The organism is Dermacoccus sp. Ellin185, from assembly GCF_000152185.1.
Taxonomy (GTDB): Bacteria; Actinomycetota; Actinomycetes; order Actinomycetales; family Dermatophilaceae; genus Dermacoccus; species Dermacoccus nishinomiyaensis.
In genome coordinates this window covers 1-26,212 of record NZ_AEIQ01000046.1, presented here as the reverse complement: position 1 = coordinate 26,212, position 26,212 = coordinate 1, and the positions used below count along the sequence as shown (strand labels likewise).

At 67.9% G+C, this 26,212-nt stretch carries 25 protein-coding genes; 9 read left to right on the top strand and 16 right to left on the bottom strand.

The window, feature by feature from the left end; translation table 11 throughout:
* The first annotated feature begins 16 nt into the window (after positions 1 to 16).
* Entirely contained in the window at positions 17 to 790 is a 774-nt protein-coding gene (gene fdhD, locus HMPREF0321_RS04060) for a formate dehydrogenase accessory sulfurtransferase FdhD (RefSeq protein ID WP_006944387.1), read from the top strand.
* A gap of 36 nt (positions 791 to 826) precedes the next feature.
* On the opposite strand, the gene HMPREF0321_RS04055 is transcribed toward fdhD, so the two are convergent.
* The 3 genes from HMPREF0321_RS04055 to HMPREF0321_RS04050 form a co-directional block, all read right to left on the bottom strand.
* A complete protein-coding gene (locus tag HMPREF0321_RS04055; protein ID WP_006944339.1) occupies positions 827 to 1,414 on the bottom strand; it encodes a DMT family transporter in 588 nt (195 codons plus the stop codon).
* 69 nt (positions 1,415 to 1,483) lie between these two features.
* Complete coding sequence (locus HMPREF0321_RS16695) at positions 1,484 to 1,711, bottom strand: hypothetical protein (RefSeq protein WP_136788277.1); 228 nt, start codon at positions 1,709 to 1,711, stop codon at positions 1,484 to 1,486.
* 36 nt (positions 1,712 to 1,747) lie between these two features.
* The gene (locus tag HMPREF0321_RS04050; protein ID WP_006944353.1) at positions 1,748 to 3,139 is read right to left on the bottom strand and encodes a cystathionine beta-synthase; all 1,392 of its coding nucleotides are present in this window, start codon (positions 3,137 to 3,139) and stop codon (positions 1,748 to 1,750) included.
* Positions 3,140 to 3,294: 155 nt separating this feature from the next.
* On the opposite strand from HMPREF0321_RS04050, the gene HMPREF0321_RS15345 reads away from it, so the two are divergent.
* Positions 3,295 to 4,614, top strand: coding sequence for a serine protease (locus tag HMPREF0321_RS15345; RefSeq protein WP_006944347.1), 1,320 nt, complete (start codon positions 3,295 to 3,297; stop codon positions 4,612 to 4,614).
* A 23-nt stretch (positions 4,615 to 4,637) separates the two neighbouring features.
* Here the strand turns inward: HMPREF0321_RS15345 and HMPREF0321_RS04040 are convergent, their stop codons facing one another.
* The 3 genes from HMPREF0321_RS04040 to HMPREF0321_RS04030 all read right to left on the bottom strand — a co-directional run bounded on the left by HMPREF0321_RS04040 (position 4,638) and on the right by HMPREF0321_RS04030 (position 7,863).
* Positions 4,638 to 5,747, bottom strand: coding sequence for a malate/lactate/ureidoglycolate dehydrogenase (locus tag HMPREF0321_RS04040; protein WP_006944376.1), 1,110 nt, complete (start codon positions 5,745 to 5,747; stop codon positions 4,638 to 4,640).
* 76 nt (positions 5,748 to 5,823) lie between these two features.
* The gene (locus HMPREF0321_RS04035; RefSeq protein ID WP_006944357.1) at positions 5,824 to 6,231 is read right to left on the bottom strand and encodes a hypothetical protein; all 408 of its coding nucleotides are present in this window, start codon (positions 6,229 to 6,231) and stop codon (positions 5,824 to 5,826) included.
* Positions 6,232 to 6,399: 168 nt separating this feature from the next.
* Entirely contained in the window at positions 6,400 to 7,863 is a 1,464-nt protein-coding gene (locus HMPREF0321_RS04030; RefSeq protein ID WP_006944338.1) for an amino acid permease, read from the bottom strand.
* A gap of 211 nt (positions 7,864 to 8,074) precedes the next feature.
* On the opposite strand from HMPREF0321_RS04030, the gene HMPREF0321_RS04025 reads away from it, so the two are divergent.
* Positions 8,075 to 8,494 carry an organic hydroperoxide resistance protein gene (locus HMPREF0321_RS04025; protein WP_040014430.1) on the top strand — a complete coding sequence of 140 codons (420 nt, stop codon included), beginning with the start codon at positions 8,075 to 8,077 and terminating at the stop codon, positions 8,492 to 8,494.
* A 153-nt stretch (positions 8,495 to 8,647) separates the two neighbouring features.
* Here the strand turns inward: HMPREF0321_RS04025 and HMPREF0321_RS04020 are convergent, their stop codons facing one another.
* The 3 genes from HMPREF0321_RS04020 to HMPREF0321_RS04010 form a co-directional block, all read right to left on the bottom strand.
* A complete protein-coding gene (locus HMPREF0321_RS04020; protein ID WP_006944345.1) occupies positions 8,648 to 10,072 on the bottom strand; it encodes a C4-dicarboxylate transporter DctA in 1,425 nt (474 codons plus the stop codon).
* Between the two features lie 172 nt (positions 10,073 to 10,244).
* Positions 10,245 to 11,378, bottom strand: a complete 1,134-nt coding sequence (locus HMPREF0321_RS04015) for a methyltransferase domain-containing protein (RefSeq protein ID WP_006944341.1) — start codon at positions 11,376 to 11,378, stop codon at positions 10,245 to 10,247.
* Positions 11,379 to 11,382: 4 nt separating this feature from the next.
* Positions 11,383 to 11,670 carry an acylphosphatase gene (locus tag HMPREF0321_RS04010; RefSeq protein WP_006944351.1) on the bottom strand — a complete coding sequence of 96 codons (288 nt, stop codon included), beginning with the start codon at positions 11,668 to 11,670 and terminating at the stop codon, positions 11,383 to 11,385.
* A gap of 179 nt (positions 11,671 to 11,849) precedes the next feature.
* On the opposite strand from HMPREF0321_RS04010, the gene HMPREF0321_RS04005 reads away from it, so the two are divergent.
* Together HMPREF0321_RS04005 and HMPREF0321_RS04000 are read left to right on the top strand one after the other, a co-directional pair.
* Positions 11,850 to 13,388, top strand: coding sequence for a sugar porter family MFS transporter (locus HMPREF0321_RS04005; protein ID WP_006944367.1), 1,539 nt, complete (start codon positions 11,850 to 11,852; stop codon positions 13,386 to 13,388).
* Between the two features lie 243 nt (positions 13,389 to 13,631).
* Positions 13,632 to 14,996, top strand: coding sequence for an FAD-dependent oxidoreductase (locus tag HMPREF0321_RS04000; protein WP_006944359.1), 1,365 nt, complete (start codon positions 13,632 to 13,634; stop codon positions 14,994 to 14,996).
* Positions 14,997 to 15,123: 127 nt separating this feature from the next.
* On the opposite strand, the gene HMPREF0321_RS16360 is transcribed toward HMPREF0321_RS04000, so the two are convergent.
* A complete protein-coding gene (locus tag HMPREF0321_RS16360) occupies positions 15,124 to 16,356 on the bottom strand; it encodes a S1C family serine protease (protein ID WP_006944375.1) in 1,233 nt (410 codons plus the stop codon).
* Positions 16,357 to 16,732: 376 nt separating this feature from the next.
* Here HMPREF0321_RS16360 and HMPREF0321_RS03990 point away from each other — a divergent pair, with 376 nt between their 5' ends.
* Positions 16,733 to 17,302 (top strand): YetF domain-containing protein, encoded by a 570-nt coding sequence (locus tag HMPREF0321_RS03990; RefSeq protein WP_006944371.1) that lies wholly within the window; start codon positions 16,733 to 16,735, stop codon positions 17,300 to 17,302.
* Positions 17,303 to 17,372: 70 nt separating this feature from the next.
* Positions 17,373 to 18,437 (top strand): alcohol dehydrogenase catalytic domain-containing protein, encoded by a 1,065-nt coding sequence (locus HMPREF0321_RS03985; protein ID WP_040014435.1) that lies wholly within the window; start codon positions 17,373 to 17,375, stop codon positions 18,435 to 18,437.
* A gap of 195 nt (positions 18,438 to 18,632) precedes the next feature.
* Here the strand turns inward: HMPREF0321_RS03985 and HMPREF0321_RS03980 are convergent, their stop codons facing one another.
* Positions 18,633 to 19,109, bottom strand: a complete 477-nt coding sequence (locus HMPREF0321_RS03980) for a low molecular weight phosphatase family protein (protein ID WP_006944362.1) — start codon at positions 19,107 to 19,109, stop codon at positions 18,633 to 18,635.
* Positions 19,096 to 20,178 (bottom strand): ACR3 family arsenite efflux transporter, encoded by a 1,083-nt coding sequence (gene arsB, locus HMPREF0321_RS03975; RefSeq protein ID WP_006944355.1) that lies wholly within the window; start codon positions 20,176 to 20,178, stop codon positions 19,096 to 19,098. Before arsB ends, HMPREF0321_RS03980 begins: the two co-directional genes overlap by 14 nt.
* Before the next feature lie 140 nt (positions 20,179 to 20,318).
* On the opposite strand from arsB, the gene HMPREF0321_RS03970 reads away from it, so the two are divergent.
* On the top strand, positions 20,319 to 20,639 hold the full coding sequence (locus HMPREF0321_RS03970; RefSeq protein ID WP_050786461.1) for a helix-turn-helix transcriptional regulator: 321 nt from the start codon (positions 20,319 to 20,321) through the stop codon (positions 20,637 to 20,639).
* 104 nt (positions 20,640 to 20,743) lie between these two features.
* On the opposite strand, the gene HMPREF0321_RS03965 is transcribed toward HMPREF0321_RS03970, so the two are convergent.
* From HMPREF0321_RS03965 to HMPREF0321_RS03950, 4 genes are all read right to left on the bottom strand, one after another.
* Positions 20,744 to 21,187 carry a nuclear transport factor 2 family protein gene (locus HMPREF0321_RS03965; RefSeq protein WP_006944364.1) on the bottom strand — a complete coding sequence of 148 codons (444 nt, stop codon included), beginning with the start codon at positions 21,185 to 21,187 and terminating at the stop codon, positions 20,744 to 20,746.
* A 117-nt stretch (positions 21,188 to 21,304) separates the two neighbouring features.
* On the bottom strand, positions 21,305 to 21,787 hold the full coding sequence (locus HMPREF0321_RS03960; RefSeq protein WP_006944365.1) for a DJ-1/PfpI family protein: 483 nt from the start codon (positions 21,785 to 21,787) through the stop codon (positions 21,305 to 21,307).
* A 42-nt stretch (positions 21,788 to 21,829) separates the two neighbouring features.
* Complete coding sequence (locus HMPREF0321_RS03955) at positions 21,830 to 22,858, bottom strand: CNNM domain-containing protein (RefSeq protein WP_006944342.1); 1,029 nt, start codon at positions 22,856 to 22,858, stop codon at positions 21,830 to 21,832.
* The gene (locus HMPREF0321_RS03950) at positions 22,855 to 24,243 is read right to left on the bottom strand and encodes a hemolysin family protein (RefSeq protein WP_006944354.1); all 1,389 of its coding nucleotides are present in this window, start codon (positions 24,241 to 24,243) and stop codon (positions 22,855 to 22,857) included. The genes HMPREF0321_RS03955 and HMPREF0321_RS03950 overlap by 4 nt, the downstream gene beginning before the upstream one ends.
* A gap of 821 nt (positions 24,244 to 25,064) precedes the next feature.
* Between HMPREF0321_RS03950 and HMPREF0321_RS03945 the strand changes: the two genes are divergently transcribed.
* Complete coding sequence (locus HMPREF0321_RS03945; RefSeq protein ID WP_006944346.1) at positions 25,065 to 26,060, top strand: hypothetical protein; 996 nt, start codon at positions 25,065 to 25,067, stop codon at positions 26,058 to 26,060.
* The last annotated feature ends 152 nt before the right edge of the window (positions 26,061 to 26,212 follow it).

Below are 26,212 nucleotides of genomic sequence, written 5' to 3'. Positions count from 1 at the left end.
TCGCGAGGTGCCGCAGATGACCACGCGCCGCCCCGTCCACCGCATCAACGCCGGGGGCATGAGCCGTCGCCCCGACGACCTCGTCGTCGAGGCGCCCCTCGAACTGCACCTCGACGACACGACCCTGGCTGTCCTCATGCGCACGCCCGGGCACGACACCGAACTCGCCGCCGGGTGGCTGCTCGTCGAGTCGGGAACGAGCGCGCCGGAGCACATCCGTCAGCTGCGCGGATGCTGGAAGAACGAGACCGACGCCATCGAGATCACCCTCGCCGCCGGCGTCGAACCACCGCGTCCGCGCTCGTTCGTCACCGGCGCAGCATGCGGCGTGTGCAGCGCCGACCAGCTGACGCTCGGACCCGCCATCGCGACGTGCGAAAAGGTGTTGAGCGCCGACGTCGCTCGCGAACTGCCCGACGCTCTGCGCCGCGGCCAGCGTGCCTTCGAACGCACCGGCGGGCTGCACGCGGCAGCGCTCGCGACGTACGACGGGGTGCTGGGGCCGGTGCGGGAGGACGTCGGGCGTCACAACGCCGTCGACAAGGTGCTGGGTCGCGCGCTCATGGAGGGCGAGCTGCCCGCGACGGATCGGCTGCTCGTCGTGTCCGGCCGGGTGTCTTTTGAGATCGTCCAGAAGGCCGTCGCGGCGGGCGTCAGCGGCATCGTCGCGGTATCGGCGCCGAGCTCGATGGCCGTCGATCTGTGCGAGGAATACGGACTCGTGCTCGTCGGCATGATGCGCCGCGACCACTTCAACATCTACGCCAGCGCCGACCGCGTCAGCGCCTGACGGACGAGCCCTCGACGGCGCCGCGTCCTCTCTCGATCAGCTCAGCGGGACGTCAGCCGCTTCAATCGTCTTTGGCTCACGACGATGCCGAGTACGACGAGCGCGGCGCCGATCGGTTCGTTTCACGTCATGTGCTCCCCGAGGAAGATGACAACCGAGGACGACGCCGACGACGGGCGTGAGGTAGGTGACGCTCGACGCGTTCGTCGGGCCCCAGGCACTCACGACATTCGTGTTCCACACGTACGCCATGCCCGTGCCAGGTGCGCCCAACGCGAGCATGCTCAGCACGACGCGCCAGCTGAGGGGCACCTCGCCGCGGCCCACGAACGGCGTGAGCACGAGCGCGCTGAGCGAGACCTGGAAGCACGCGACGGCGAGCGCCGGCAGCCCACGCGGAGCGATCTGCTTGCGCAGGTAGGTGAAGCCGAGGCCGTAGCACGCGGTCGCGGCGAGGCATGCGAGCTGACCCGTCGCGCTCGAACCGCCGAGTGAGTGCCACGGCGACAGGATGGTGAGCACGCCGACGAAGCCGAGGACGAGGCCGATGGCGCGATCACGCGTCAGCCGTTCCTCCGGCAGCGCCGCGACGGCGACGATCATCGTCATGAGCGGCGCCGTCACGTCTTAGATGCTCGCCAGGATGGAGGAGGCGTGCTGCTCGGCCCACGCGAAGAGTAGAAACGGCACGACTCACAACAGCATCGTGACGACGAGCAGGTGGCCTCGCACCGCACGATCCCGCGGGAGCGGTTGGCGCCGCACCGCACAGATCGCGAGCAGCGCGAGCGCGCCGCTCGCCATGCGGGCGAGCACCTGCACAACGGACAGCCACCTCGAGGCCGACCTTCGTGACCAGGAAGCTCGAACCCACATGAGCGCCAGCAACACGAACTGCGCCCCGACCGGCATGCGATTCACGGCGGGACTCCTGCGTCCTGACGCCAGGGTCCGGCGTCAGTTCGCGAGCGCTTCGAGCAGGTCGAAGCGGGTGAGGACGCCGATGGGGCGGCCGCCGTCGACGACGAGGACGGCGCCCTCGTCATGCAGCGCCTCGCGCGCCGCCGACACCGGTTCGCCGCGGCCGATGAGCGGCAGGCCCTCGCCGAGGTGGTCGGCGATGGCGTCGCTGAGCTGCGCGTCCCCGGCGAACAACAGGTCCATGAGCGTGCGCTCGCTGACGGCGCCGCGCACCTCGCCGAGCATGACGGGCGGCTCGGCGGCGACGACGGGGAGCTGGCTGACGCCGTACTCGCGCATGATGTCGATCGCGTCGCGGATCGTCTCCTGCGGGTGGGTGTGGACGAGGTCGGGCAGGTCGCCGGACTTGGCCTGCAGCACGTCGCCGACGGTGCGCTTGCCCTCGCCGGTGATGAAGCCGTAGGAGTTCATCCACGCGTCGTCGAAGATCTTCGACATGTAGCCGCGCCCGGAGTCGGGCAGCAGCACGACGACGACGGCGTCCTCGGGCAGGTCCTTCGCCACGCGTAGCGCGGCGACGACGGCCATGCCGCTCGAACCACCGACGAGCAGGCCCTCCTTCTCGGCGAGCTGACGCGTCATGGCGAACGCCTCGGCGTCGTTGACGGCGATGACGTCGTCCGGCACCGACGGGTCGTAGGCGCCGGGCCACATGTCCTCACCGACGCCCTCGACGAGGTAGGGACGCCCGGTGCCGCCCGAGTAGATCGAGCCCTCCGGGTCGGCGCCGATGATGCGCACGGGCCCACCGTCGGCCTCGGGGCGCTCGGCGCTGACCTCTTTGAGGTAGCGGCCGGTGCCCGAGATGGTGCCGCCCGTGCCGGCGCCCGCGACGAAGTGCGTGACGCGCCCGTCGGTGTCGCGCCAGATCTCCGGGCCGGTCGTCTCGTAGTGCGACTGCGGGCCGTGCTGGTTGAAGAACTGGTTCGGCTTCCACGCCCCGGGTGTCTCCTGCGTGATGCGGTCGGAGACCGAGTAGTACGAATCGGGGTGGTCGGGCGCGACGGACGTCGGCGTGACGACGACCTGGGCGCCGTAGGCGCGCAGTACGTCCATCTTGTCCTTGGCGACCTTGTCGGGGCAGACGAAGATGCAGCGGTAACCCTTGCGCTGCGCGACGAGCGCGAGACCGACGCCGGTGTTGCCCGAGGTCGGCTCGACGATGGTGCCGCCGGGCTTCAGCTCGCCGGAGGCCTCGGCCGCCTCGATCATCTTGAGGGCGATGCGGTCCTTGACCGAGCCGCCGGGGTTGAAGTACTCGACCTTCGCGAGGACGGTCGCGCGCACGCCCGCCTCACGCGCGACGGTGCCCAGCTTGACCAGAGGGGTGTTTCCGACCAGATCGACGACGCTCTCCGCATAGTTCATGGCTGGATCCTTTCATGCCGTGCCGGTAGGGGCATGGCGAGAATTCTCCGAAGCTCAACGCCACCTGGACATGACCTGTCGTTCTACTGTGTGACTTGCGGTGTGACAACGCCGTGTCGACGCGGGTGCGCCCGCCTCATCACCAGGAGATCCCCATGGCCGTTCGCACCCGCATCCCGTTGGTCGCGCTCAGCGCCGTCCTCGGCGCAGCCACCCTCGCCTCGGCTCCCGCATCGAGCGCCGCGACGCGGTTCGCCACGTACGACGCGATCGTCGCGCTCGACAACTGCTCGGGTTCGCTCGTGCGCTTCCCCGGCGCTGCCGACACCGACAAGGCCCTCGTCCTGACGAACGGGCACTGCATCGGCACGGTGCCGGAGCCGTCGACGTTCGTCTACGACAAGGCCGTGACACGTTCGGCGACCGTGCTCGGCGGCAGCGACGCGCACACCGTGACGAAGCTGACACTCGATCGCCTCCAGTACGCGACGATGACGGGCACCGATGTCGCCGTGTACCGCAGCACGTCGACGTACGCGCAGCTCGCGGCGAAGAACGTCACCGCTCGCCCGCTCGCGGCCACGCACCCGAGCGACGAGGCGAGCATCGACATTCCGTCGGGCTACTGGAAGCAGCACTACGGCTGCGCGATCAACGGTTTCGTGTACCAGTTGAAGGAGGGCGGCTACACGATGAACGACTCGATCCGCTACTCGACGTGCCAGACGCCGCACGGCAGCTCCGGCTCGCCGATCGTCGATGCGACGAGCGGCACCGTCATCGGCATCAACAACACCGGCAACGACGACGGCAAGCGCTGCACACTCGACAATCCGTGCGAGGTCGACGCGGCGGGCAACGTCAGCGTCCACCAGGGCCAGAGCTACGGTCAGCAGACGTACCCGCTCACCGCGTGCTTCACCGCCGGGCGCATCGACCTCGGGCTCAAGGGCTGCACCCTGTTCGGCGCGACGCCCGCGCAGCCGCCGACCGACCCGACGCCGACTCCTACACCGGACACGAACCTTCTCGTCAACGGTGACTTCGAATCCGGCACCCGCGGCTGGGGCGGCACGACGGGCGCCATCACGACCGATGTGACGTACGCCGCGCACGGCGGCGCGGCGAAGGCGTGGCTGGGCGGCAACGGCCGACGCGTCAGCGAATCGCTCAGCCAGAGCGTCACGATCCCCGCGAACGCGAAGACCCCGACGCTGACGTACTGGAGCCGTGTCGTGACGGCCGAGACCGGCTCGCGCGCCTACGACACGTTCAGTCTTGACGTCGTCGACGGCACCTCGACGAAGCGTGTGGCGTCAGCCTCGAACCTCGATGCGAGCAGCGACTACGTGCGTCACACCGTCGATCTGTCGGCGTACAAGGGCCGCAGCGTCACGCTGCGTTTCAGTGAGAGCGAGGACGCCGACCTCGCGACGAGCTTCCTCGTCGACGACGTCAGCGTGACGGCGGGCTGACGCGCTCAGGAGCTCTGACGCATTCAGGCGGCGGCGCAGGCGTTCCAGGCGGCGAGGGTGGTGTCGTCGTCGGGGACGCCTGCGGCGCGCGCCGCGTCCGCGATGCCGCGCCACGTCGTCTCGTCGACAGGCAGACCGTCGCGGGTGCGGGTGGCGCGCGTGGCGCGTTCGACCTCGCCGGGCAGCAGCGGCCCATGCTCGGCGCCGGCGGGCGCGGGGGAGGCCTTGACCCATTCGAGGAAAGCATCGGCCGCGCCGGAGTCGAGTGAGCCGAGTGCGTTCGGGTCGATGAGGATGCTCGTCATCGAGTTGTAGATCGACGTCGCATCGTGCGCCGTCTCCTCACGCGTCGTCAGCCCGCCTGTGAGGGCGCCGCCGAGCAGTTCGCACATGATGGCCAGGCCCCCGCCCTTGTGCAGACCCATGGCACGCAGCGCGCCGTGCGGTTCGTCGAACAGCACCGACGGGTCGTCCGTCGGGCGCCCCTCGTGGTCGATGAGGCTGCCCTCGGGTGCCTCGACGCCCTTGTTGTGCGCGACACGCGCCTTGCCGTACGCGATGGCGCTCGTCGCGAAGTCGAGCAGGATGGTCGGTTCACCGACACGCGGGAAGGCGACGCAGAACGGGTTCGTGCTGAAACGGGCGTCGCTGCCGCCGAACGGCGCGACCATGAGGCTGCCGCCGACGTTGACGAAGTGGATGCTGATGAGCCCCGCCGCCGCGCACTGCTCGGCCCAGTGACCGATGCGGCCGACGTGGTGGGAGTTGCGCAGGCCCACGAGCGCGAGACCGTACTCGCGGGCCCGTTCGATGCCGACCGCCATCGCTTCGAACGCCATCGCCTGACCGAAGCCGTGCACACCGTCGACGACGAGGACGGCGCCTGCGTCCGTCACCGTCTCCAGTTCGGCGTTGACGACGAGCCCACCCGCGGCGGCCGAGCCGACGTACGTCGGGATCATGCCGACACCGTGCGAGTCGTGCCCCGCGAGGTTGGCGGCGACGAGGTGGTCGGCGACGAGGCGCGCTTCGCGTTCGTCGCTGCCGAGCGCGTCACAGACTGTGCGGACGAGGTCGTGCGCCACGGCGGGCGGGACGATGCGTGTGGTCACGGCGGCAGGATTGGACGTCATGTCTCCAGCGTAGGCGTCCGCGAATCGAGTCCGGGCCGCGCCCGCGCCGATCCGGTGTCGACGAACGACGCACGTCTCAGGCCGCGCTCGACCACAACCGCACGGGTGTGATGCCGCCGGGTGTGCGCACGAGCACGGGCCACGCGAGGTGCTCGCCGAGCTCACGGGTCAGGGCGTCGGCCCAGCCCTCCTCGAACGGTGACGCGCCGGTCGTGCCCGATCGTTCGAGGCACAGTGCCGCGCCGCTGGGGACGCGATCATCGTCGACGAGGTGACGCACGAGCTCGCCGAGGCTGTCGATCGAGCGGGCATCCGGGGTGAGGCTGAGGCCCTCGATCTGCGTGAGGGCCGGCAGCGGGCGGGCGCTCGGGTCGAGGAACATCAGCCACAGGTTGCGCCCGCGCGGCGGGGCTGTCTCGAGCAGCGTCGTCCACGTCGCGACGAGCTCGGTGAGGTCTGTGATGGGTTCGTGCGCAGCAGTCATGGCTCCACCCTGACGCCTGGCTTCGCGGCGCCGCGTTCGTCATCCACAGCCGTCACACCTGGGGATGAGCCGACTGCGACTGCACGAGACTCACAGCCGCGTGTCGACATGACGACGGGGTGTCGTCCGCCTGAGCGGACGACACCCCGTCGTCGTGGGCGAGCCGGGTCAGCTACGACGCGTGATCTCGGCGTTCTCGCGCTCCACCTTCGCGGCGTGCTCGGCACGCAGCTGCTCGTGCGCCGGGCGACGACGCACGATGAGGAAGTACGCGGCGAGCAGGATGACGAACCACAGCGGCGTCCACAGCAACGCCTGACGGGTGTCGTCCTTGATCCACAGCGTCCACAGCACGAAGACGAAGAACGCCATCGTCGCGTAGCACATGACGACGCCACCGGGCATCTTGAAGGTGCTCGCCTCGTGCAGGTGCGGGCGGCGACGGCGGTAGACGACGTAGCTGATGAGGATGATCGTCCACACGAACATGAAGCAGATCGCGGAGACCGTCGTGATCTTGTCGAACGCGTCGGCGACGCTGCCGCTCGCGCCGAGCAGCGGCAGGCCGATGAGCAGCAGCAACCCGCACGACAAGGCGAGGGAAGCCACCGGCACGCGGTTGCGTGACAGGCGCGAGAACACACGCGGCGCGTCGTTCTCCTCGGCGAGGCCGTAGACCATGCGTGAGGTCGAGTAGATGCCCGAGTTCGCGGACGAGGCGGCCGACGTCATGACGACGAAGTTGACGACACCGGCTGCCGCGGCGAGCCCGGCGAGGGCGAACATCTTGACGAACGGCGACTCGCCGGCCTTGAACTCCGTCCACGGACGCACCGACATGAGGATGACGAGCGCGCCGACGTAGAACAGCAGCATGCGGATCGGCACCGAGTTGACGGCGCGCGGCAGGTTCTTCTCCGGGTCCTTCGTCTCAGCAGCGGCGGTGCCGACGAGCTCGACGCCGACGAACGCGAACACGGCGATCTGGAAGCCCGCGGCGAAGCCCATGAACCCCATGGGGAAGATGCCGCCGTGCGACCACAGGTTCGAGAACGACGACTTCTGCCCGCCGTGCGAGCTGCCTGTGAAGATCATGTAGAGGCCGACGACGATGAGCGTGATGATCGCGAGGACCTTGATGAGCGCAAACCAGAACTCGAGCTCGCCGAACGCCTTGACGCTCGGCAGGTTGAGCAGGAACAGCAGCGCGACGAGCCCGACGGCGGGGATCCACGACGGGGTGTCGGGCCACCAGTACTGGATGTACTTGGCGATGGCGGTCGTGTCGGCGATCGCCGTCGCGATCCAACAGAACCAGTACGTCCAGCCGACGAAGTACGAGGCCCACGGGCCGAGGATGTCGCCCGCGAAGTCGGCGAACGACTTGTAGTTGAGGTTGCTCAGCAGCAACTCACCCATGGCGCGCAGCACGAAGTACAGGAAGAACCCGATGATCGCGTACACGAGGATGACGGACGGGCCGGCGACGCTGATCGTCTTGCCCGAACCCATGAACAGGCCCGTGCCGATCGTTCCGCCGATGGCGATGAGCTGGAGGTGGCGGTTGGAGAGCCCCCGGGAGAGGTGCTCGCCGGCCGGTTCGTCATGAACCGGCGCTGCGGGTGTCGACATGCGCTGCCTTCCTGATCGTGGTCACGCGTCGAGGGGAGCCTATGAGCAAGATGTTTCATCGGTATGACGTGACACACGCCTTTCGCATCAAGGTTGCATAACGCTGCGTTGGGGTGGATGCCGTCGTCGATCCATGACGGTGGCGCTGATGGCAGCACCGACGGCGGCGCCGTCATGGAATGGCCGGCGGGCTCGCGTGGTTGCACCGAGCATGGAACCGATCTACACCGCAGAAGCACTCGCCACCGGCGCCGGCCGCAACGGCCACGTCCACTCCAGCGACGGCCGCGTCGACCTCGACCTCGCCGTCCCGCAGGCCATGGGCGGTTCGGGTGACGGCGCGAACCCCGAGCAGCTCTTCGCCGCCGGATACGCCGCGTGCTTCCACTCGGCACTGCAGATGGTGGCCCGCGGCGCGGGCGCCGACCTGGGGGAGTCGAGCGTCGGCGCGCGCGTCTCCATCGGCAAGGCCGGTGAGGGCTTCGGCCTCGCCGTCGAACTCGAGGTCGTCATCCCCGACCTGCCGCATGACGAGGCGCAGGCGCTCGCCGACAAGGCGCACCAGGTGTGCCCCTACTCCAACGCGACGCGCGGCAACATCGACGTCACCGTCACCGTCAGCGAGGACTGAGGCGTCGCGACCGAGAGCGGTTCGCGCGGGTGCCGCGCTGACTGAAACCGGCTGCGCGACGGCGCGTCGCCGCGGCAGCGTGACTGACATGACGAGCGGGTCCCCACCTCGAGGTGGGGACCCGCTCGTCATGCGTCGTGACGCTCGAAACCGTCAGTGCTGCGCGACGGGCGACGCGCCGCGCACGCCGGAGGAGTGCGGATCGTCCTCCATCGAGGAGTAGTCGAACGGGTCGCGCCCGCCGAGCACGTCACCGAGGCGCTCGCGGTCGATGGTCTTCGTCCACGTGCCGATCAGGACGGTCGCGACCGAGTTGCCCGCGAAGTTCGTCAGTGCGCGGGCCTCTGACATGAAGCGGTCGATGCCGACGATGAGGCCGACGCCGTCGACGAGCTCGGGCTTGTGGCTGCTGAGGCCGCCGGCGAGGGTGGCGAGACCGGCGCCGGTGACGCCGGCCGCACCCTTGGAGGCGACGATCATGAAGACGAGCAGGCCGATCTGTTCCCCGATCGACATGGGCATGTTCATCGCGTCGGCGATGAAGAGCGAACTCATCGTCAGGTAGATCGCGGTGCCGTCGAGGTTGAACGAGTACCCCGTCGGCACGACGATGCCGACGGTGGAGCGGTTGATGCCGGCGTGCTCCATCTTTGCCATGAGGTTCGGCAGCGCCGACTCCGACGACGATGTCGCGAGGATGAGGAGGAACTCGCGGCCGAGGTACTTGAACAGCTTCCAGATGTTGACGCGCGCGACGACCCACAGCAGCGCGCCGAGAATGACGAAGATGAACAGCGCGCACGTGACGTAGAAGCCCGCCATCAGTTTCGCCATCTCACCGACGGCCTTGGCGCCGGATTCACCGACGACGGCCGCCATCGCACCGAACGCGCCGATCGGGGCGAGCCACAGCACCATCGACAGCACGCGGAACACGATCTTCTGCATCGTGGCGATCGCACGCAGCGCGGGTTCGGCGGAGTCGCCGATGCGCTGGATGGCGAAGCCGACGAGCAGTGCGATGAACAGCACCTGCAGGACGCTGCCGGAGGTGAACGCGGAGAAGAACGTGTCGGGGATGATGCTCTTGAGGAAGTCGATGAACCCGCCCGACTTCTCGGCCGTCTTGACGTACTTGTCGGCCGATCCGTGCTTGACCGTCAGCCCGTGGCCCGGCTGGATGATGTTGCCGACGACGAGACCGATCGCAAGCGCGAACGTCGACATGGTGAGGAAGTAGGCGAGCGCCATGCCTCCTGCGCGCCCGACCGTCGCGGCCTTGCGGACGGAGCCGATGCCCAGCACGATCGTGCAGAAGATGACCGGCGTGATCATCATCTTGATGAGGCTGACGAACATCTCACCGAGCGGCTTCCAGGCCTTCGCCGCATCCGGCGCGACGAGACCGAAGACGATGCCGGCGATGACGGCGACGATGACGCCGATGTAGAGGTAGTGGCTGCGATCCTTCTTGGGGGATGTCGCGGCCGTGGAGACCTCCGGCGGCGCGCCCTCGGCGGAACTGCGCGGTGGTGGCGTGGGCGACGACGATACGTCGTGGTCGTACTGATCCGACACGGATGGCTTCCGATCTTGCGGCTGAACTGTGACGCCGTTCACCCTAGGGTGAAGATCAGACAACCTATGAGGTGGGGTGCCCCACACCGGATTTTGTGACGAAATCGATGCCGTCTGCGGGCGGGGGCGCTCTCGGGCTCCGGTCGACTACGAGTTCGGGCCGTGACTCAACTCACGCGGGCCGGCGTGACAGGAGCGCCGCGACCTCGGCGTGGTTGGTGTGCGGAAACATGTCGAACAGTCGCGCGGCCCGCACGTCGAAGCTCGGCATCGCGGCGAGATCGGCGGCGAGGCTCGTCGGGTTGCAGCTCGAGTAGATGACGTGCGCGACGCAGCTGCGCTCGAGCGCGTCGGCGAGCGCTTCGATGCCGCGTCGCGGCGGGTTGACGACGACGAGATCCGGAACGTCGTGCTCGGGCATGACGAGGGTGCTCGCGTCGCCGACGTCGAACGTCACCGTCGCGTCCGACCCGGCTTCGGTGGCGCTGCGACGGGCGCTGTCGATGGCGCTCGGTTCGATCTCGACGCCGTGGACGCGGCGGGTGCCGTCCGCAAGATGGAGGGCGAAGCCGCCGACGCCGCAGTACAGGTCGAGCACCTGACGAGCGTCGACGTCGTCGGCCCACGCGCGCGCCTGGCGGTACAACGCCGCGGCGACATCGGTGTTCGTCTGGAAGAAGCTGCGGTGCTGCAGGTACAGCGTCACGTCGCCGACGGCCGCACGCAGCGTCTGCGTGGGCGTCAGGGCGATCTCGACATCCCCCTCGACGACGGCCTTGTGCTCCGGATGGATGTTCGCAGAGACGGCGACGATCTGCGGCAGGCGGTCCGTCAGGGCGGGCAGGGCGGCGCTGAGTCGGTCAACTCCGTCATTGGTGCGCACGACGAAGCGGACGAGCAACTCGCCGTCAGTGTTGGTGGTGACGATGACGAACTTGAGCTCGCCCGTGCGCGCGTCGACGTCATAGGGCATGAGACGTGCGTAGGTGATGAACCCGGCGAGGTCGGGCACGACGTCCCAGATCGGCCGTTCCTGGATGGGGCACTCGCGCAGGTCGACGGCAGGGCGCCCGGGCAGTGCGAGCCCGAGCGTCGGAGCGTCGACGTGGCCGCCGACGGCGAGCTTCACCTTGTTGCGAAACGCGGCCGGGCGCGATGCGGCGGGGGAGAGCCACGCCTCGGGCGCCACTCGTGCGGCGAGGGTGTGCTCGACGGACGTCTGCTTGCGCATGAGTTGCTCGTCGTACGGCACGGCCAGGTTCGTGCACGAGCGGCACGCACCGACGTCGAAATAGTGGCAGTGCACGCGCTCAGCGGCGGACGGTGAAGTCGTCGTAACCCTCGGGGGCGACGTCTCGCACCTCGACGTCGTCGACGGACGCCGCGTCGGGGCCGTCGTGACACCAGTCCACGAGCGATTCGACGGCGTCCGGCGTACCCTCGGCGACGACGTGCACCGCGGCGTCATCGAGGTTCTCGACGTAGCCGACGAGCCCCAGCGTGCGCGCCTGCTCGGCGCACGCGGCACGGTAGCTGACGCCCTGAACGGTGCCGGTGACGCGCAGATCGACCGCGCGGGACTGGTTCGAGACTGACATGCGCCTACGGTACGTCAGCGGCCCGCTGGCCTGCATCAGCGCTGCAGGTGGGGGCCGTGGCCGGGTCGCGGGTGCCGCGCCCGCCGGTTTCGCAGCCCGAACGCGCGTTGGATAGGTTCACTCTCGACCCCTGGTTCCTCCTGCCGCGTCGCTGGGCAGGCCTCGAGAATGGATGGCGGATGTTCGACGCACCGGGTGCCGAGATCGCCCCGAACGAGTTGACCGACGCCGAGCGTCGCCTCGGCGGCATCCCCGACGCAGCCCGCGACGACGACGTCAGCCCCGTTGAAGCGGAGCGTCTGGCGCGTCGACATGTGCTGCACGTGTCGTTCATCGCCGCGTTCGGCGGGCTGCTATACGGCTACGACACCGGCGTGATCTCGGGTGCGATGCTGCACGTCACCGAAGAGTTCCACATCAACGAGGAGCGCTTCGGCTCGGCGGCGCACAACATCACGGAGATCATCACCTCATCGATCCTGCTCGGCGCGGTGCTCGGTGCGCTGGGCACGAGCGTCATCGTCAAGAGGGTCGGGCGGCGCAAGGCGATCATCGGCATCGCGGCCGTGTTCGCGATCGGCGTCCTGCTCAGCGGCGCCGCGAACGACTGGTGGACGCTGTCGCTCGCGCGCGTCTTCCTCGGCCTCGCCGTGGGTGGCTCGACGATGGCGATCCCGACGTACATCTCGGAGCTCGCACCGCCCGCGAAGCGCGGCAGCTATGTGACGTTCTTCAACGTCGCGATCGGCGTCGGCATCCTCACCGCGAGCCTCGTCAACTACTTCGGCGACTCCGCGATCAGCTGGCGCGTCCGCATCGCCGCCGCTGTCGTGCCGGCGCTCGTGCTGCTCATCGGGATGAAGCCGTTGCCGGAGAGTCCACGCTGGCTGGTGCAGCAGGGGTTCGTCAACCCTGCTCGTCGGGTGCTGCGCTGGGTGCGTCCGAGCACGCGCGCGGTCGACGCGGAGATCGCCGAGATCAAGCGCACCTACCGCGAGGAGCAGCAGGCCTCCGGTGAGGGGGAGTGGCGAACCCTGTTCAGCGAGAAGTGGATTCGCCCGGCACTGTTCGCCGGCATCATGGTCGCGATCTTCACGCAGATCACCGGCTTGGAGATGATGATCTACTACACGCCGACGATCCTGAAGAACAACGTTGGCTTCTCCGACGACATGGCGCAGGCGGGCAACGTCGGCGTCGGCGTCGTCTATCTCGTCATGACGACGCTCGGTAAGTTCGTCGTCGACCGCATCGGGCGTCGCCGTCTCATGCTCGTCATGCTGCCCGGAGCCGCAGTGTCTATCGCCGCGTTCGGCATCGCGTTCTGGGTGACGAACGCCGACCCGCCTGCGGGCGTCGCGCTCGCGCTCATCCTGTCCTTCATGTTCTTCCAGGCCGGCGGCATCCAGGTCGTCGGGTGGCTCATGGGTTCGGAGCTGTACCCGCTCAAGGTGCGTTCGGCGGCGACGGCGCTGCACGCGGCCGCGCTGTGGGGTTCGAACCTGCTCATCACGCTGACCGCCCTCACGCTCATCGACTGGCTGTCGCTGCCGGGCGCGATGATCTTCTACGCCGTCATCAACGTCATCGCCTGGGTGACGGTGTACTTCTTCGTTCCTGAGACGAAGGGTCGCAGCCTCGAAGAGATCGAGTCGAGCCTGCAGGACGGCACGTTCCTGCCACATCGTGGGCGCAAGCCCTCGCCCGCCGACGCCTGACGGCATCCCGCCGCAGACCGGCGTTCGTCTCGCGAGAGGCGAGCGCCGTTCGCGTCGTGGGGGATTGGTGCTGGACGTTAGGCAGACCTAACATGGCATGAGAAGCGTCGACGAACCGTTCGACAAGTAATGTCTGGTTATGTTTACGCTAACAACTCGTTCATGACGCCTGCCGGACATCACCCTGCCCGACGACGCCACCACCGCACGGCCGACGCCGTGCCACCTGCAGAAGGGGATTGCATGCGAGACCTTCGCGTCGCCGTAATCGGAGCCGGCCCGGCCGGCATCTACGCCTCGGACATCCTGACGAAGCAGCACGAGGGCGCGCGCGTCGACCTGTTCGACCGGCTGCCCGCACCGTACGGCCTCGTGCGCTATGGCGTGGCGCCCGACCACCCGCGCATCAAGGAGATCATCAAGGCGCTGCGTCGCGTGCTGTCGGGAGATCGCATCCGCTTCATCGGCAACGTCGACTACGGCACCGACCTCGACCTCGAACAGCTGCAGGAGCACTACGACGCCGTCATCTTCTCCACGGGCGCCTCGAGCGACCGACCGCTGGACATCCCCGGCATCGACCTCGACGGTAGCTTCGGCGCCGCAGACTTCGTCTCTTGGTACGACGGCCACCCCGACGTGCCGCGCGAATGGCCGCTGACGGCGCGCAAGGTCGCCGTCCTCGGCGCCGGCAACGTCGCCCTCGACGTCGCGCGCATGCTCGCCAAGCCCGCCGACGAGCAGCTGACGACCGAGATCCCGCAGAACGTCTACGACGGGTTGAAGGCGAACCAGGCGACGGAGGTGCACGTCTTCGCGCGCCGCGGCCCGGCGCAGCTGAAGTTCTCACCGATGGAGTTCCGCGAGCTGTCGCACAGCCCGAGCATCGATGTCATCGTGCACGAGGAGGGCTTCGAGATCGACGAGGCCGGCCAGGCCGCGATCAACGCGAGCAAGTCGACGAAGCTCGTCGTCAACACGCTGCTCAAGTACCTCGAGAACGAGCCGAGCGGCGCGCCGCACCAGATCCACCTGCACCTGTGCGAGGCGCCTGTCGAGATCCTCGGCGAGGACGGCCGCGTCGTCGGCCTGCGCACCGAGCACCAGGAATTCAACGGCGACGCGACGACGCACGGCACGGGCGAGTTCCGCGACTGGGACGTGCAGGCCGTCTACCGCGCCGTCGGGTACTACAGTTCGCCGCTGCGCGACCTGCCCTTCGACGACGCCGCGGGCGTCGTGCCCAACGAGGCGGGTCGCGTGACGGACGTCAGCGGCGAGGCGATGCCGGCGACGTACGTGACGGGGTGGATCAAGCGCGGCCCCGTCGGGCTCATCGGGCACACGAAGTCGGATGCGTCGGAGACCATCGCGTGCCTGCTCGAGGACCTCGACTCGCTGCCCGCGCCCAGTGGCGGCGACCCTGACGCGCTGCTGCGTCACCTGCTTGATTCAGGTGTCGAGATCACGCTCTGGGATCACTGGGAGCGTCTCGACGCCCACGAGATCGCCCTCGGCGAGAGCGCCGGCCGCGAGCGCGTCAAGGTCGTGTCCCGTGAGGACATGATCGCCGCCGGTCGGGCATACGCCGAGGATCTTGCGTCCTGACGAGCTGCTGACGATGGCGCCCGGCCCGGCTGGATCGGGATGCAAGGGGCGAGTTTCTCTCCTGCGTCCCGTTGCCGGGCACGCGGGTCTCGAGATGGCGCAAGGCCACCTCGAGACCCGCGACGCGTCAGTTCGCGGTCGACTTCTGCAGCGTGACGGACGCCGTGTGCGACGCGCCGGAGGTGTCGCTCCACGTCACCTTTATCGTCGAGCCCGGGTAGCGGGTGCCCATGAGCGAGCTGAGGGAATCGGTCGAGGTGACGGCCTTGCCGTCAAGGGCGGTGATCGTGTCACCCGCCGTCATCCCCGTGCTTGCGACAGCCGAGCCGTTCAGCACCTGCTGCACGACGACGCCGGTGTCGCTGGCGCCCCGCAACGACGAGCTCGGGACGACGGCCACGCCGAGGGCGGCCTTCGCGCCGATGTGATTCGTCGTCGTCTTGCGGCCGGCGAGGATGTCGTCGGCGATCGACTTGGCCTGCGTGATCGGGATGGCGTACCCCTCGGCGTTGCTGCGCTGATAGCCGGTGAGCGAGTTCGTCGCGGATGCGGCGGTGTCGATTCCGACGACCTTGCCCGCGGCGTCGAACAGAGGCCCGCCGGAGTAGCCGCCGACGATGGGCGCGTCCGTCTGCACGAGGTTCGTCAGGTTCTCACCGGACGACAATGACCCCTGTTCGGAGGCGGTGATCGAGCGCCCCGTCGCCGTCACGATGCCGGAGGCGGCGTAGAGCACGCCCTCGCCGCCGCCTTGGCCGACGGCGAGAACCTCTTCGGCCGTCCTGACTCCGTCGGTGTCCAGAGTGACGGTATCGAGGTTCTTCGCACCGCTGAGCTTGAGCACGGCGACGTCGTGGGATTCGTCGTGCCCGACGACGCTCGCCGTGTATGACCCGCCGTTCGGGACGGTGACGCGGATCTGCGTCGAGCCTGAGACGACGTGGTAGTTCGTCAGGACGGTGCCATCGGCCGTGAGCACCATGCCCGAGCCCGCAGCCTCACCGCTCGGGGTGGCCACGTCGATCATGACGACGCCCTTGCTCTGAGCGGCGGTGGCGCGCGTCGTCGTTCCGCTGGATGACGCGCCACTGGCTTGCGCGCCGCCGTTCGACGGCGATGTGCTCGAGCCGTCGGGTGCTGTTTGCGGCGTCGAGGCGCCGCCCTGATCCGTGTCAGTGGATGAGCTGCCCGAATCGGTGGTGCTGCGACCGCTGGCGGCGTCGAGCTGACTGCGCAGCTGACGGGTGACGGAGCCGGCGTCGAACGCGCTGAGGGAACCGTCGTGCACGCCGATCGCCAAGGGGGCGGCGATGGCGGCCGAGCATGCTGCGGTGAGGGCGACGAGGGCGGGGCTGCGCATGGGATGCTCCTTGGGGCGAGTGCTCGGGCTTGCGATGGTGTGCGTCCCTGGCGTCGCGATGTGTTGGCGCGAGGGCGACGGCGACGGCGGCGCGTCGACGTGTTGAGACCCAGTGAAGGTGACGCACCGTGGGTTCCGCTGTCGCCGACCTGTGGCGTCGCTGTGTCGGCTGACGCCCGCGCGGCAGGTGGTGGAGGGCGCGCAGCGCACGGCCGCGACGTTGCACGACTTTTGAGCATCTGCACGAGGAATGTGCGCGATATTCCTCGTGCAGATGCGCAGAACTCGTGCAGCTGCGCGCGCCGGGGCCGGCTCGGAACGGTGTGAGGGGGTAGGAGACACTGGTCGCCGGGGGACAGGAGCGAAAGAGGACGGTGTGAACATCTGGCCGCACATCGGCATCAGCGCCGGTGGCGTCGTCGGCGTCGTGGTCGCGACAGTGGTGCTGTACGCCGTCTTCGTCGCGATCCTGCATTTCTGGGGCGTACGGTATCTGGCGGCCGGTTCGACGATGTCCGTCGCCGTGTTCACCGTCCTCGGGGCGCTGTGCGCCCGCGCGATGCTGGGCAACTCGCCGACGTTGTGCGGTGCGCTCGTCGCGATGGCCACCCTGTTCGTCCTGGAGTTTGGTTTCGGACGGCTGCACGCGGTGATGTCGATGCGCAGCCACCGCGCCGCTGGTCGCGCCCGGGCGTGGGCCGTCATGATCGACGGGCGGGCACGCCCGGACGCCCTGCGCCACGTCGGCCTCACCGCCGAGCGGTTGCACGAACGGTTGCGAGGCGGGGGAGTGCGGCACCTCGACGACGTCGCCCTCGCCGTCCTAGAACCGCGCGGCACGCTGACGGTCGTCCGGCGCGGCGAGAGCATCGACCCGCAGTTGCTGGTCGGGATCGCGGGGTTGCCGCCGGGGTTCGGTGACGTCGATACGACCGGCGGCCGCTGAACACCCCTCGAGATCGGGTGGCTTCCGTAGAGCACGTGTTCTCGCGATCTGCCACAGTGGCGGGATGACGATGCGCGCAGGGGTAATGCAAGAGATCGCGGGGTCCGTCGGCGTCGAGGAGGTCGAGGTGCCCGCCCTGCCTGACGACGCCGTCCTCGTCGAGGTGCGCGCGACGGGGTTGTGCCGCAGCGACTGGCACGCGTGGGCCGGTCATGATGACGTCGAGCTGCCGCACGTGCCCGGTCACGAGTTCGCCGGGGTGATCACTGAGGTCGGTTCGGACGTCGTGAACTGGCGGGTCGGGCAGCGGGTGACGATGCCGTTCGTCGAGGGCTGCGGCGCCTGCGAGTGGTGTCGCACCGGTGACGCGCAGGTCTGTCCGACCCAGGATCAGCCGGGGTTCACGCACTGGGGATCGTTCGCGCAATACGTCGTCGCGCGACGCGCGGACACGAACCTCGTCGCCATCCCCGACGCTGTGAGCTTCGCGGCCGCCGCGAGCCTCGGGTGCCGGTTCGCGACGGCCTTTCGAGCTCTGACGGCTCGTGCTGATGTGCAGCCGGGTGAATGGGTGTGCGTCGTCGGCGCCGGGGGAGTCGGCCTCAGCGCCGTCATGATCGCGAAGTCGCTCGGGGCGCGTGTCGTCGCCGTGGACCGCAACGCCGACGCGCTGGCGCTCGCGACGCGCGAGGGCGCGGACGCCGTCGTCCTGGCCAGGGGCGCCGGGGTCGCTGAGACCAACGAGCCTGTCGACGTGGCGGCCCGCGTCCACGAGATCACGGGTGGCGGAGCGCACGTCGCCGTCGACGCGGTGGGCAGCGAATCGACGTGTTCTGACGCGATTCATGCGCTGCGGCGTCGTGGGCGGCACGTGCAGGTGGGGTTGTTGCCGCCGGTGGGCGGGCATCCGCGCGTGCCGATGGCGCGCGTCATCGGTTGGGAGCTCGACGTGTTCGGCAGCCATGGCATGGCCGCCGCCGACTATCCGGCGATGCTGGCGCTCGTGGACGACGGCCGACTAGATCCCGGGCGACTCATCGCCCGCACCGTCAGCCTCGACGACGGCGCGGCGATGCTGCCGTCGTTCGACGCTTCGCCGCTCTCCGGCGTGACGATGATCGACCCGCGTCGCTGACGCACCCAGCTCGTGGCGAGCGCGGTACGCGTGCTGTTGGCAGTAACCACTCCGGACGACGACAACACAGACGAAGAAGCGTCCGTCCTGTGCGTCGTCGCCCAGCGTCATGGCGGGCCCGAGGGCGCGAGGTGCGACGGATCAACGGGCGGGGCGTCGACAAGGCCATCTTGCGCCCAAGGGAGGTAGTTCTGTTCACCCCTGAGTTCGGTGGAGCATCTCGCTGACGAGCGTGCGACAGCGCTCGGCGATGTCGTCGCGGATGAGCTGCATGCGCTCGGTGCCCTCGATGCCGCGCGTCGACGGCTCATCGGTGTGCCACGTCTCGATCGTTGCGAGCATGCCGTCGATCGGTTCGAGCCGTGCAGCAGAGCCGACGATGATGACGCGGTCGGCAGTACGCAGCACGGCGGGGTCGATGGCCTTGGGATGTTCGCCGTCGAAGGTTGCGCCGAGGGTGGCGACGGCGGTCGCCGACTCCGCGTTCACGGCCCTGCCGGGCTGAGTGCCGGCGGAGTGGACATCGAGGCGCTCGCGAGCGAAATGGCGCGTGAGCGCGGCCGCCATCTGCGACTTGCCAGCGTTCTTGACGCAGACGAAGAGGACGCGCGGTCGACGATCCGCGTCAGCTGCGCCATCGGGCGAGGAGGTGGGACGGTCAGCGCGGGGCATCGTGGCCGGCCCCGAGCATGGGTTGGGGGAAGCGATCGCGCAGGGCCAGGCTGACGTAGACCAGAGCGACGAGAACGGGGACCTCGATGAGCGGGCCGACGACCCCGGCGAGTGCCTGGCCGGAGGTGACGCCGAACGTCGCGATGGCGACGGCGATGGCGAGCTCGAAGTTGTTGCCGGCAGCGGTGAAGGCGAGAGTCGTCGTCCGTTCGTAGCCCATGCCCAGGGCCCGGCCGAGCAGGTAGCCGCCGCCCCACATGAGCGCGAAGTAGGCGAGCAGGGGCAGCGCGATGCGGGCGACGTCGAGGGGGTGCGACGTGATCTGTGCGCCCTGCAACGCAAACAGGACGACGATGGTGAACAATAGGCCGTAGAGCGCCCACGGCCCGATGCGGGGCAGAAAACGCGACTCGTACGCCTTACGGCCCCAACGCCTCTCGCCGATGCGGCGACTGAGGTAACCCGCGAGCAGCGGGAGGCCGAGGAAGACGAGAACCGACGCGGCGATGTGCCAGGGGGAGACGTCGAGATGTGATTGGTCGAGGCCGAGCCAGCCGGGCAGGACGCTGAGGTAGAACCAGCCGAGCGCGGCGAACGCGACGATCTGGAACAGCGCGTTGAGCGCGACGAGCACCGCAGCCGCGTCGCGGTCGCCGCAGGCGAGGTCGTTCCAGATGATGACCATGGCGATGCAGCGCGCGAGGCCGACGATGATGAGGCCGGTGCGGTAGGTCGGCAGATCCGGCAGGAAGATCCACGCGAGGGCGAACATGAGCAACGGCCCGACGATCCAGTTGAGTGCGAGCGACGCGCCGAGTAGCCGCCGGTCGGACGTGACGGCGTCGAGCTTGTCGTAACGCACCTTGGCGAGCACCGGGTACATCATGATGAGCAACCCGATGGCAATGGGCAGCGAGACCCCCTGGATCTCGACGGCTGACAAGGCGTCGTCGAGGCTGGGCACGAGGCGTCCCAACAGGAGGCCTGTCACCATGGCGGCGATGATCCACACGGGCAGGAAGCGGTCGAGCGTCGACAGTCTCGCGCGGGGCGATGCAGGGGAGTTCACGGTCGGCCGCCTTGTTTCGTCATCGGTGAATACGGTGCCATCGTGAGGCGTGATTCGACATGTGTCAAAATAGTTGAGTGACGATCGACGGGTGTGAGCGGCGGGGTGAGGCGACGTCGCGGGATGGTGCGCCTCGAGTCGTGGCGAACGACGAAGATGTTGCGCGCGCTGCTGCCGTGTTCAAGGCGCTCGGCGATTCGGCGCGTCTACGCCTGTTCGACGCGATCGTCGCGGCGGCGCCGGGGGAGATCTGTGTCTGCGACCTGCCGGACCTGGAATTGTCGCAGGCGACGATCTCGCATCACCTGCGCAAGCTGCGCGACGCGGGGCTCGTCACCTCAGAACGTCGCAGCACGTGGGTCTACTACCGCAGTGTGCCCGGGTCGCTGGATCCGGTTCGGGAGCTTCTGGGGGTCGAGTCGTCCCGAGTGGCGGCCCGGACGACGCTCGCGAGGTCGTAGCGACAACGCTGGAGGCGTCACCTCCATCGCGCGTGCGCCCCTCTGATCGACGCTTGCAGCGCCGGGTGTGACTCGAACGCCGGCACCGCTGCCAGCGCGCGGGTTCAGGAGGGTGGAAGTTCGCCTCGTCCGGGCCGTACGCGTCGTTCGGCCTCGGTGATGGCAACATCGTTGATGCTCGCCTCGCGACGGCTCATGTAACCGTCGGCATCGAAGTGCCACAGCTCGTTGCCGTAGGAACGCCACCACTGACCGTCATCGTCATGCCACTCGTACTGGAAACGCACGGCGATGCGGTCGTCGGTGAACGCCCACAGGTTCTTGCGCAACCGGTATTCGTGTTCGCGCGCCCACTTGCGAGTGAGGAACTCGATGACGGCGTCACGCCCGACGATGCTCTCGCCGCGGTTTCGCCACACGGTGTCCGGCGTATAGGCGCCGGCGACGCGTTCGGGGTCTCGCGTGTTCCACACGTCCTCGGCAGCTTGCACCTTTGCGGCCGCTGTCTCGGCTGTGAAGGGTGGGACAGGGGGACGGGGTGCGTTCATGGCGGTCTCCTGGAATGGTTGTCGTTCAGATGGATGCTACGCGTTCGATCACACGTCCGCGCCACGCCAACGAGGTGTGCGACGTGCTCGTCCCCGTGTCGGCGGGGCACAGCGTGGTCATGATCGGGACGCCCACGTCGGGGGCGCCGGGCGGTACTCGATCCCATCTTGGACCTCGCGTGCGCGCTCAGGGGTGGCGGGGCGTCCGACGAGATGCAGGGCCATGTCGATGCCGGCGGAGACGCCTGCGTCCGTGATGACCTGCCCGTCGTCGATCCATCGCTGACCCGGGCATGGTTGGGCCTTGGGGTCGAGGGCCGCGACGCTGTCGAACGTGTCGTGGTAGGTCGTGAACGGGCGCTGGTGCAGCAACCCCGCGGCGGCAAGGAGGCGAGCGACCGTGCAAACACTCGCGACGATGGCACCTCGCTGCGCAGCCTCCTGCAGCCAGCCGCGGTGGCTCTCGTTTCGCAGACGCTCGAGCGAACCGTCGCCCCCGGGCTCGATGACGACGTCGGCCCCGGGGAATGTTGACCTCTCCGCGCGCGGTGTGAGGATCAGGCCCTTCGCGGAGCGTCGATGACGGCTCCAGGTTTGCATCCGAAGTGAACCAAGCAGGCAAATAGCTCGGTGAGGCCAGCGTCACGCCGCGCCGTCTGTCACCGCGTCTGCGCGGGGCAGCAGTTTGGGCAGGATGTCGCCCAGGGTGACGACGCCACTGAAAGCGCCGTTGTCGGTGACGACGGCGAGCTGGTGGCTGCCTTCACGCATCAGCCGAAGCGCTTCATGCAGGGCCGTGTCGCGGGGCAGTTCGAGGACGGGACGGGCCACGGTGTCCGCAGGTGTCGCCGCGGGGAGCATCAGCGTGTCTCGCACGTGCACGATGCCCCGTACGCCGGAACCAGCGCCGGCGGGCTCCATCAGCAACACGCGCGTGTGCCCCTTGCGCATCACGGCAGCCTGAACATCACCGACGGTTGCCGTGGCGGGAGCCGCCGTAGGGGCGCCACGCCCGTCAAGCAGGTCTGCGATCGTCAGGCGTTCAAGGTCGATTGCGCTTGTCAGTGAGGTGCGGTAGGCGAGGTCGAGCGCTCCGACGCTCGCTGAGTGCTCGACGAGCTGGCGCAATGACGTCGAGTCTTGCGATTCGCTGACTTCCTCGACCGGTTCGACACCGGAGCGGCGCACGAGCCAGTTCGCGGCACGGTTCAACGCCGCAAGGATCGGACGTGTGACACGCATGAAAGCGCGCATCGGCAGCGCCAGCATGATCGCGGACTTTTCGGGGTGTGCGATCGCCCATGACTTGGGCGCCATTTCCCCGATGACGAGGTGCAGGAACGTGACGATGATGAGCGCGAGGACGAACGCGGCGACGTCGGCAGCCGTCTCACCCAGGCCGACCATCTCCAGGGGTCCCAGCAGGGCGTGGTGCACGGCAGGTTTGGTGATGGCACCCAATGCGAGGGTGCACACGGTGATCCCAAGCTGTGACGCTGCGAGGAGCATCGTGATTTCGCCCGAGCTGCGAAGCGCGGCACGCGCGGACGCTGACGGGTTGTCTTCAAGGCGGTGGGTGCGCGCGTTGATGAGGGAGAACTCGGCGGCGACGAAGAACGCTGACAGGGCGATGATGACGATTGTCGCGATAGTCGTGGCGAAGGGATTCATCGGTCGCTCCCTTCTTCCTCGGTGTCGTGCGGGGCTGATTCTGGTTCGAGCAGGGTCAACCTGAGCAGGGACGGCACGTGCCGTTCCACAGCAAGAACTTCGATGTCGAGGCGGGATGGCGGGGCGTCCTCATCCACGGCCAGTACACGCGGGCCCTGGGGTACGTCGATGACGACACGCTCACCGACGCGCGGGAGCGTACCGAGGCGACCCACCACGAGGCCCGCGACCGTTTCGTATTCACCCTCGGGCAGGTCTACGTCAAGAGCACGTTCGACCTCGTCGATGTGCACGGACCCTTGCATCACCCACTGGCCGTCATCGGGCAGCGGCGCATACTCGGGTAGGACCGGGTCGTGCTCGTCGGTGATTTCCCCGACAACTTCCTCTGCCAGGTCTTCGACGGTGATGATGCCGGTGAACCCGCCGAACTCGTCGATGACACATGCGAGTTGCTGCTTGGCGCGGTCGAGTTCGCTCAACGCGGTGGACAACCCCATCAGCTCAGGAACGATCAGTGCCGGACGCATCACCGACGAGACCGGCCGAGCGCCATCCTGCGCGGCGAGCACATCGACGAGGTGCACGACACCGGCGACGTCGTCGGTGCCGTCGATCACGGGGTAGCGCGTGTGCCCGCTCGCCATGAGAGCGCGCATCTCAGCGATGTTTGTTTCAGTTCGCACTGAGTCGACCTGAGCGCGGGGGATCATCGCGTGATCGACGTTCTGGGTGGGAAAGTCGATGATGCGATCCAGCATGTCTGACAGTTCCGGCGCGAGGTCGCCCGTCTGCTTCGACGCCTCGACAACGTGGTGCAGGTCATCCGCTGTGGCGGCCTGCTCGACGTCGTGCACCGGTTCGATGCCGACACGCTTCAACAGCAGCTCAGCGGACTTGTCGAACACCCAGATGGCCGGGCCGAACACCTTCAAGTACAGGGCGCTCGACCGTGCGAGAGCGCCGCTGACCTGCTCGGGGCGAGCTATAGCGTAGTTCTTCGGGTAAAGCTCACCGAACAGCATCTGCACGAACGTGGAGAAGGTGATTGCGAGAATGCCGCCCACGGTCAGGCCGATGCCGGTGGGGATGCCGACTCCGCCGAGCATGGACGACAGCGCCATTCCGATGAGTGGTTCGGCCACGTAGCCGACAAGCAGGCCTGTCACGGTGATACCGAGCTGCGCGCCGGACAGGAGGAACGAGGTGCGGCGGGTGATAGCGAGGGTGCGGCGTGCCGTGTCATCGCCTGCCTGCGCACGAGCCGTCAGCTTGGAGCGGTCCACGGACATGTAGGCGAACTCTTGCGCCACGAAGTACGCCGTCACTGCGGTGATCGCAAGAACGACGACGACACCGGTCAAGAGGGACAAGGCGTCGTTCATGGCCGCTCCGCCCCGGGTCCGCTGAACATGTTGGAAAAGGGCGGCGGTGGTAGGGGGTTCATCCGTATTCCCGATCGTGGGTTCGCGACAGCCGCACTGGGCGCGTCTCGCGCGCTCTGCGCGTGACGGCCCAGCGTAGCCCGTACTGTGTCCCCATCTCTTTTAGTCCGCGTACGGGCGGCGGTGCACCGGGTGCCGCTACCGCTCGACGACCCACGTCCGGTCGGGAAGCACCGGCCGTTTCCCTCATCAGGGACAAGAAGCGGTCATTTCACCCGGTCGGCCTGTAACCGGGCGGCGCGGTTCAAATTGGATGCAACAAATGGGCGGCGTGGTCCTGGCTATCTGCTCTTGGTTCACCCTGGAAGCAAAGCGACAGGCCGTGTGGTGTTGGTTCTCAGGAAACCTTGCCATGTAGGGCGGAACAACCATGCTGGGTGGCGATGATTCGTGAGAGAGAAGATGAGAGGCGATTGTCGCGAATGACTGCCATTCCGTAAACCTCACGATGTCGATGTTGATTGGTCTCGGCCAGGCCTGAGCTCGGACAGCCGGTTAGGTCGCGGACAGCTACGCAACCGGGGCGGAACACCGCGCGCCAAGGTCCTCGAGTGGGACGATCAGCGCACGTCGACAACCGAGGAGAACGCATGGGAAAGCAATCTCGCCGAGCATCCCGCAGGGGACGTCACACTCCGAAACCCGCCGGACTGCGGACAACCATCGCGGTTGCACCCCAGATGGACCCAGACGACAGCAGCAGGGTTGTCCTATCGACCGAACTGCGGCTCGCGCGTAGCGCACTGCTTTACTCGGACCAGGTGGACCTCCTCGCCCCTTCGGTCAGCATCCTGTGGGACTTCGTCGCATTACGCGACGTCGACGAGAACAACATGCTTCGACGCATGGCCCAGCTCAACCCACCAGCCTTGCACCGACTCGGCGTACCCCAAGAGCATCTCGGGAACTTTAAACGGATCATGCGTCGCGCCTCGAAGCAGAGGCCCGGCGCCTCATTGCGCGACGCCTTCGAAGCCGACTGGTTGCCCGTCCTAGACGACATTCGCGGCAACGCCCACCGAGCGCTTCCGCCCGAGGACGCCGAGGCCCTCCACGCCGCAAAACAGGCCGGTGCTCTCAACATCATCGGGGACAACTTCACGCTGGAGGGCGACACCGACGAGCAGATCGAATGGTTCATCGACCGCCTCGCTGCTGGCTTATCCGACCCCGCCTCAGCGCTCCTGCTGGACGCCGTCACCGCCTCACGCCTCCGCGAAGATGGCGCCCTGAATTTCGCCGAAGCAGCGATATCCGTCAGCGCGAAGAAGGCCACGCTCGGCACTCAGCTCATCGAGCACCTGCCAGCCTTCCCGGACGCGCCGATGACCAGCATTCTCGAAGCACGAAGCGACCTCACTGACGAACGTACGAAGTACCGCAACGTGGTCGCAGCCTTCTCGCAACGTCTCGCGTCCGCCCCGCTCGATGAGTCCCTGCCCCACGAGGTCGATACCATGTGGCACGACGAGGTTCGTCCAGCGCTCAACGACCTGAAGAAGTCACTGTCCGCGACCCGCGTCGCCTACGACACCGGGAAAACACTAGCAACCACTCATCTCAACCCGGCCAGTATCAGCGTCACTTTGAGTGCGGTCGGAAACTTTGTCGGCAAACTCCCGGATACTGCGGCACTCGGCGCGGCTGCTGGTGGGGTTGCGGCTACCGCCGTTGTCGAAGCTTTCCGAGCACGCTCCGAGTACAAGAGCCACGAGCTGGTTTACCTCGCCCACCTCGACAAACGGCTAGGACGCTGACCCTTTCTCGCGTAAACAGGTGATGTTCTCACGTCCACCCATCTGGTGATGGGCGCCTCAGTCACGAGGTCGGATCACGAAACGTCGGCGAAGAGGTCCGAGGGAGGGTCTGTCGAGTCGGCTCCAAACTCACGTTGTCGACCCGGTTAAAC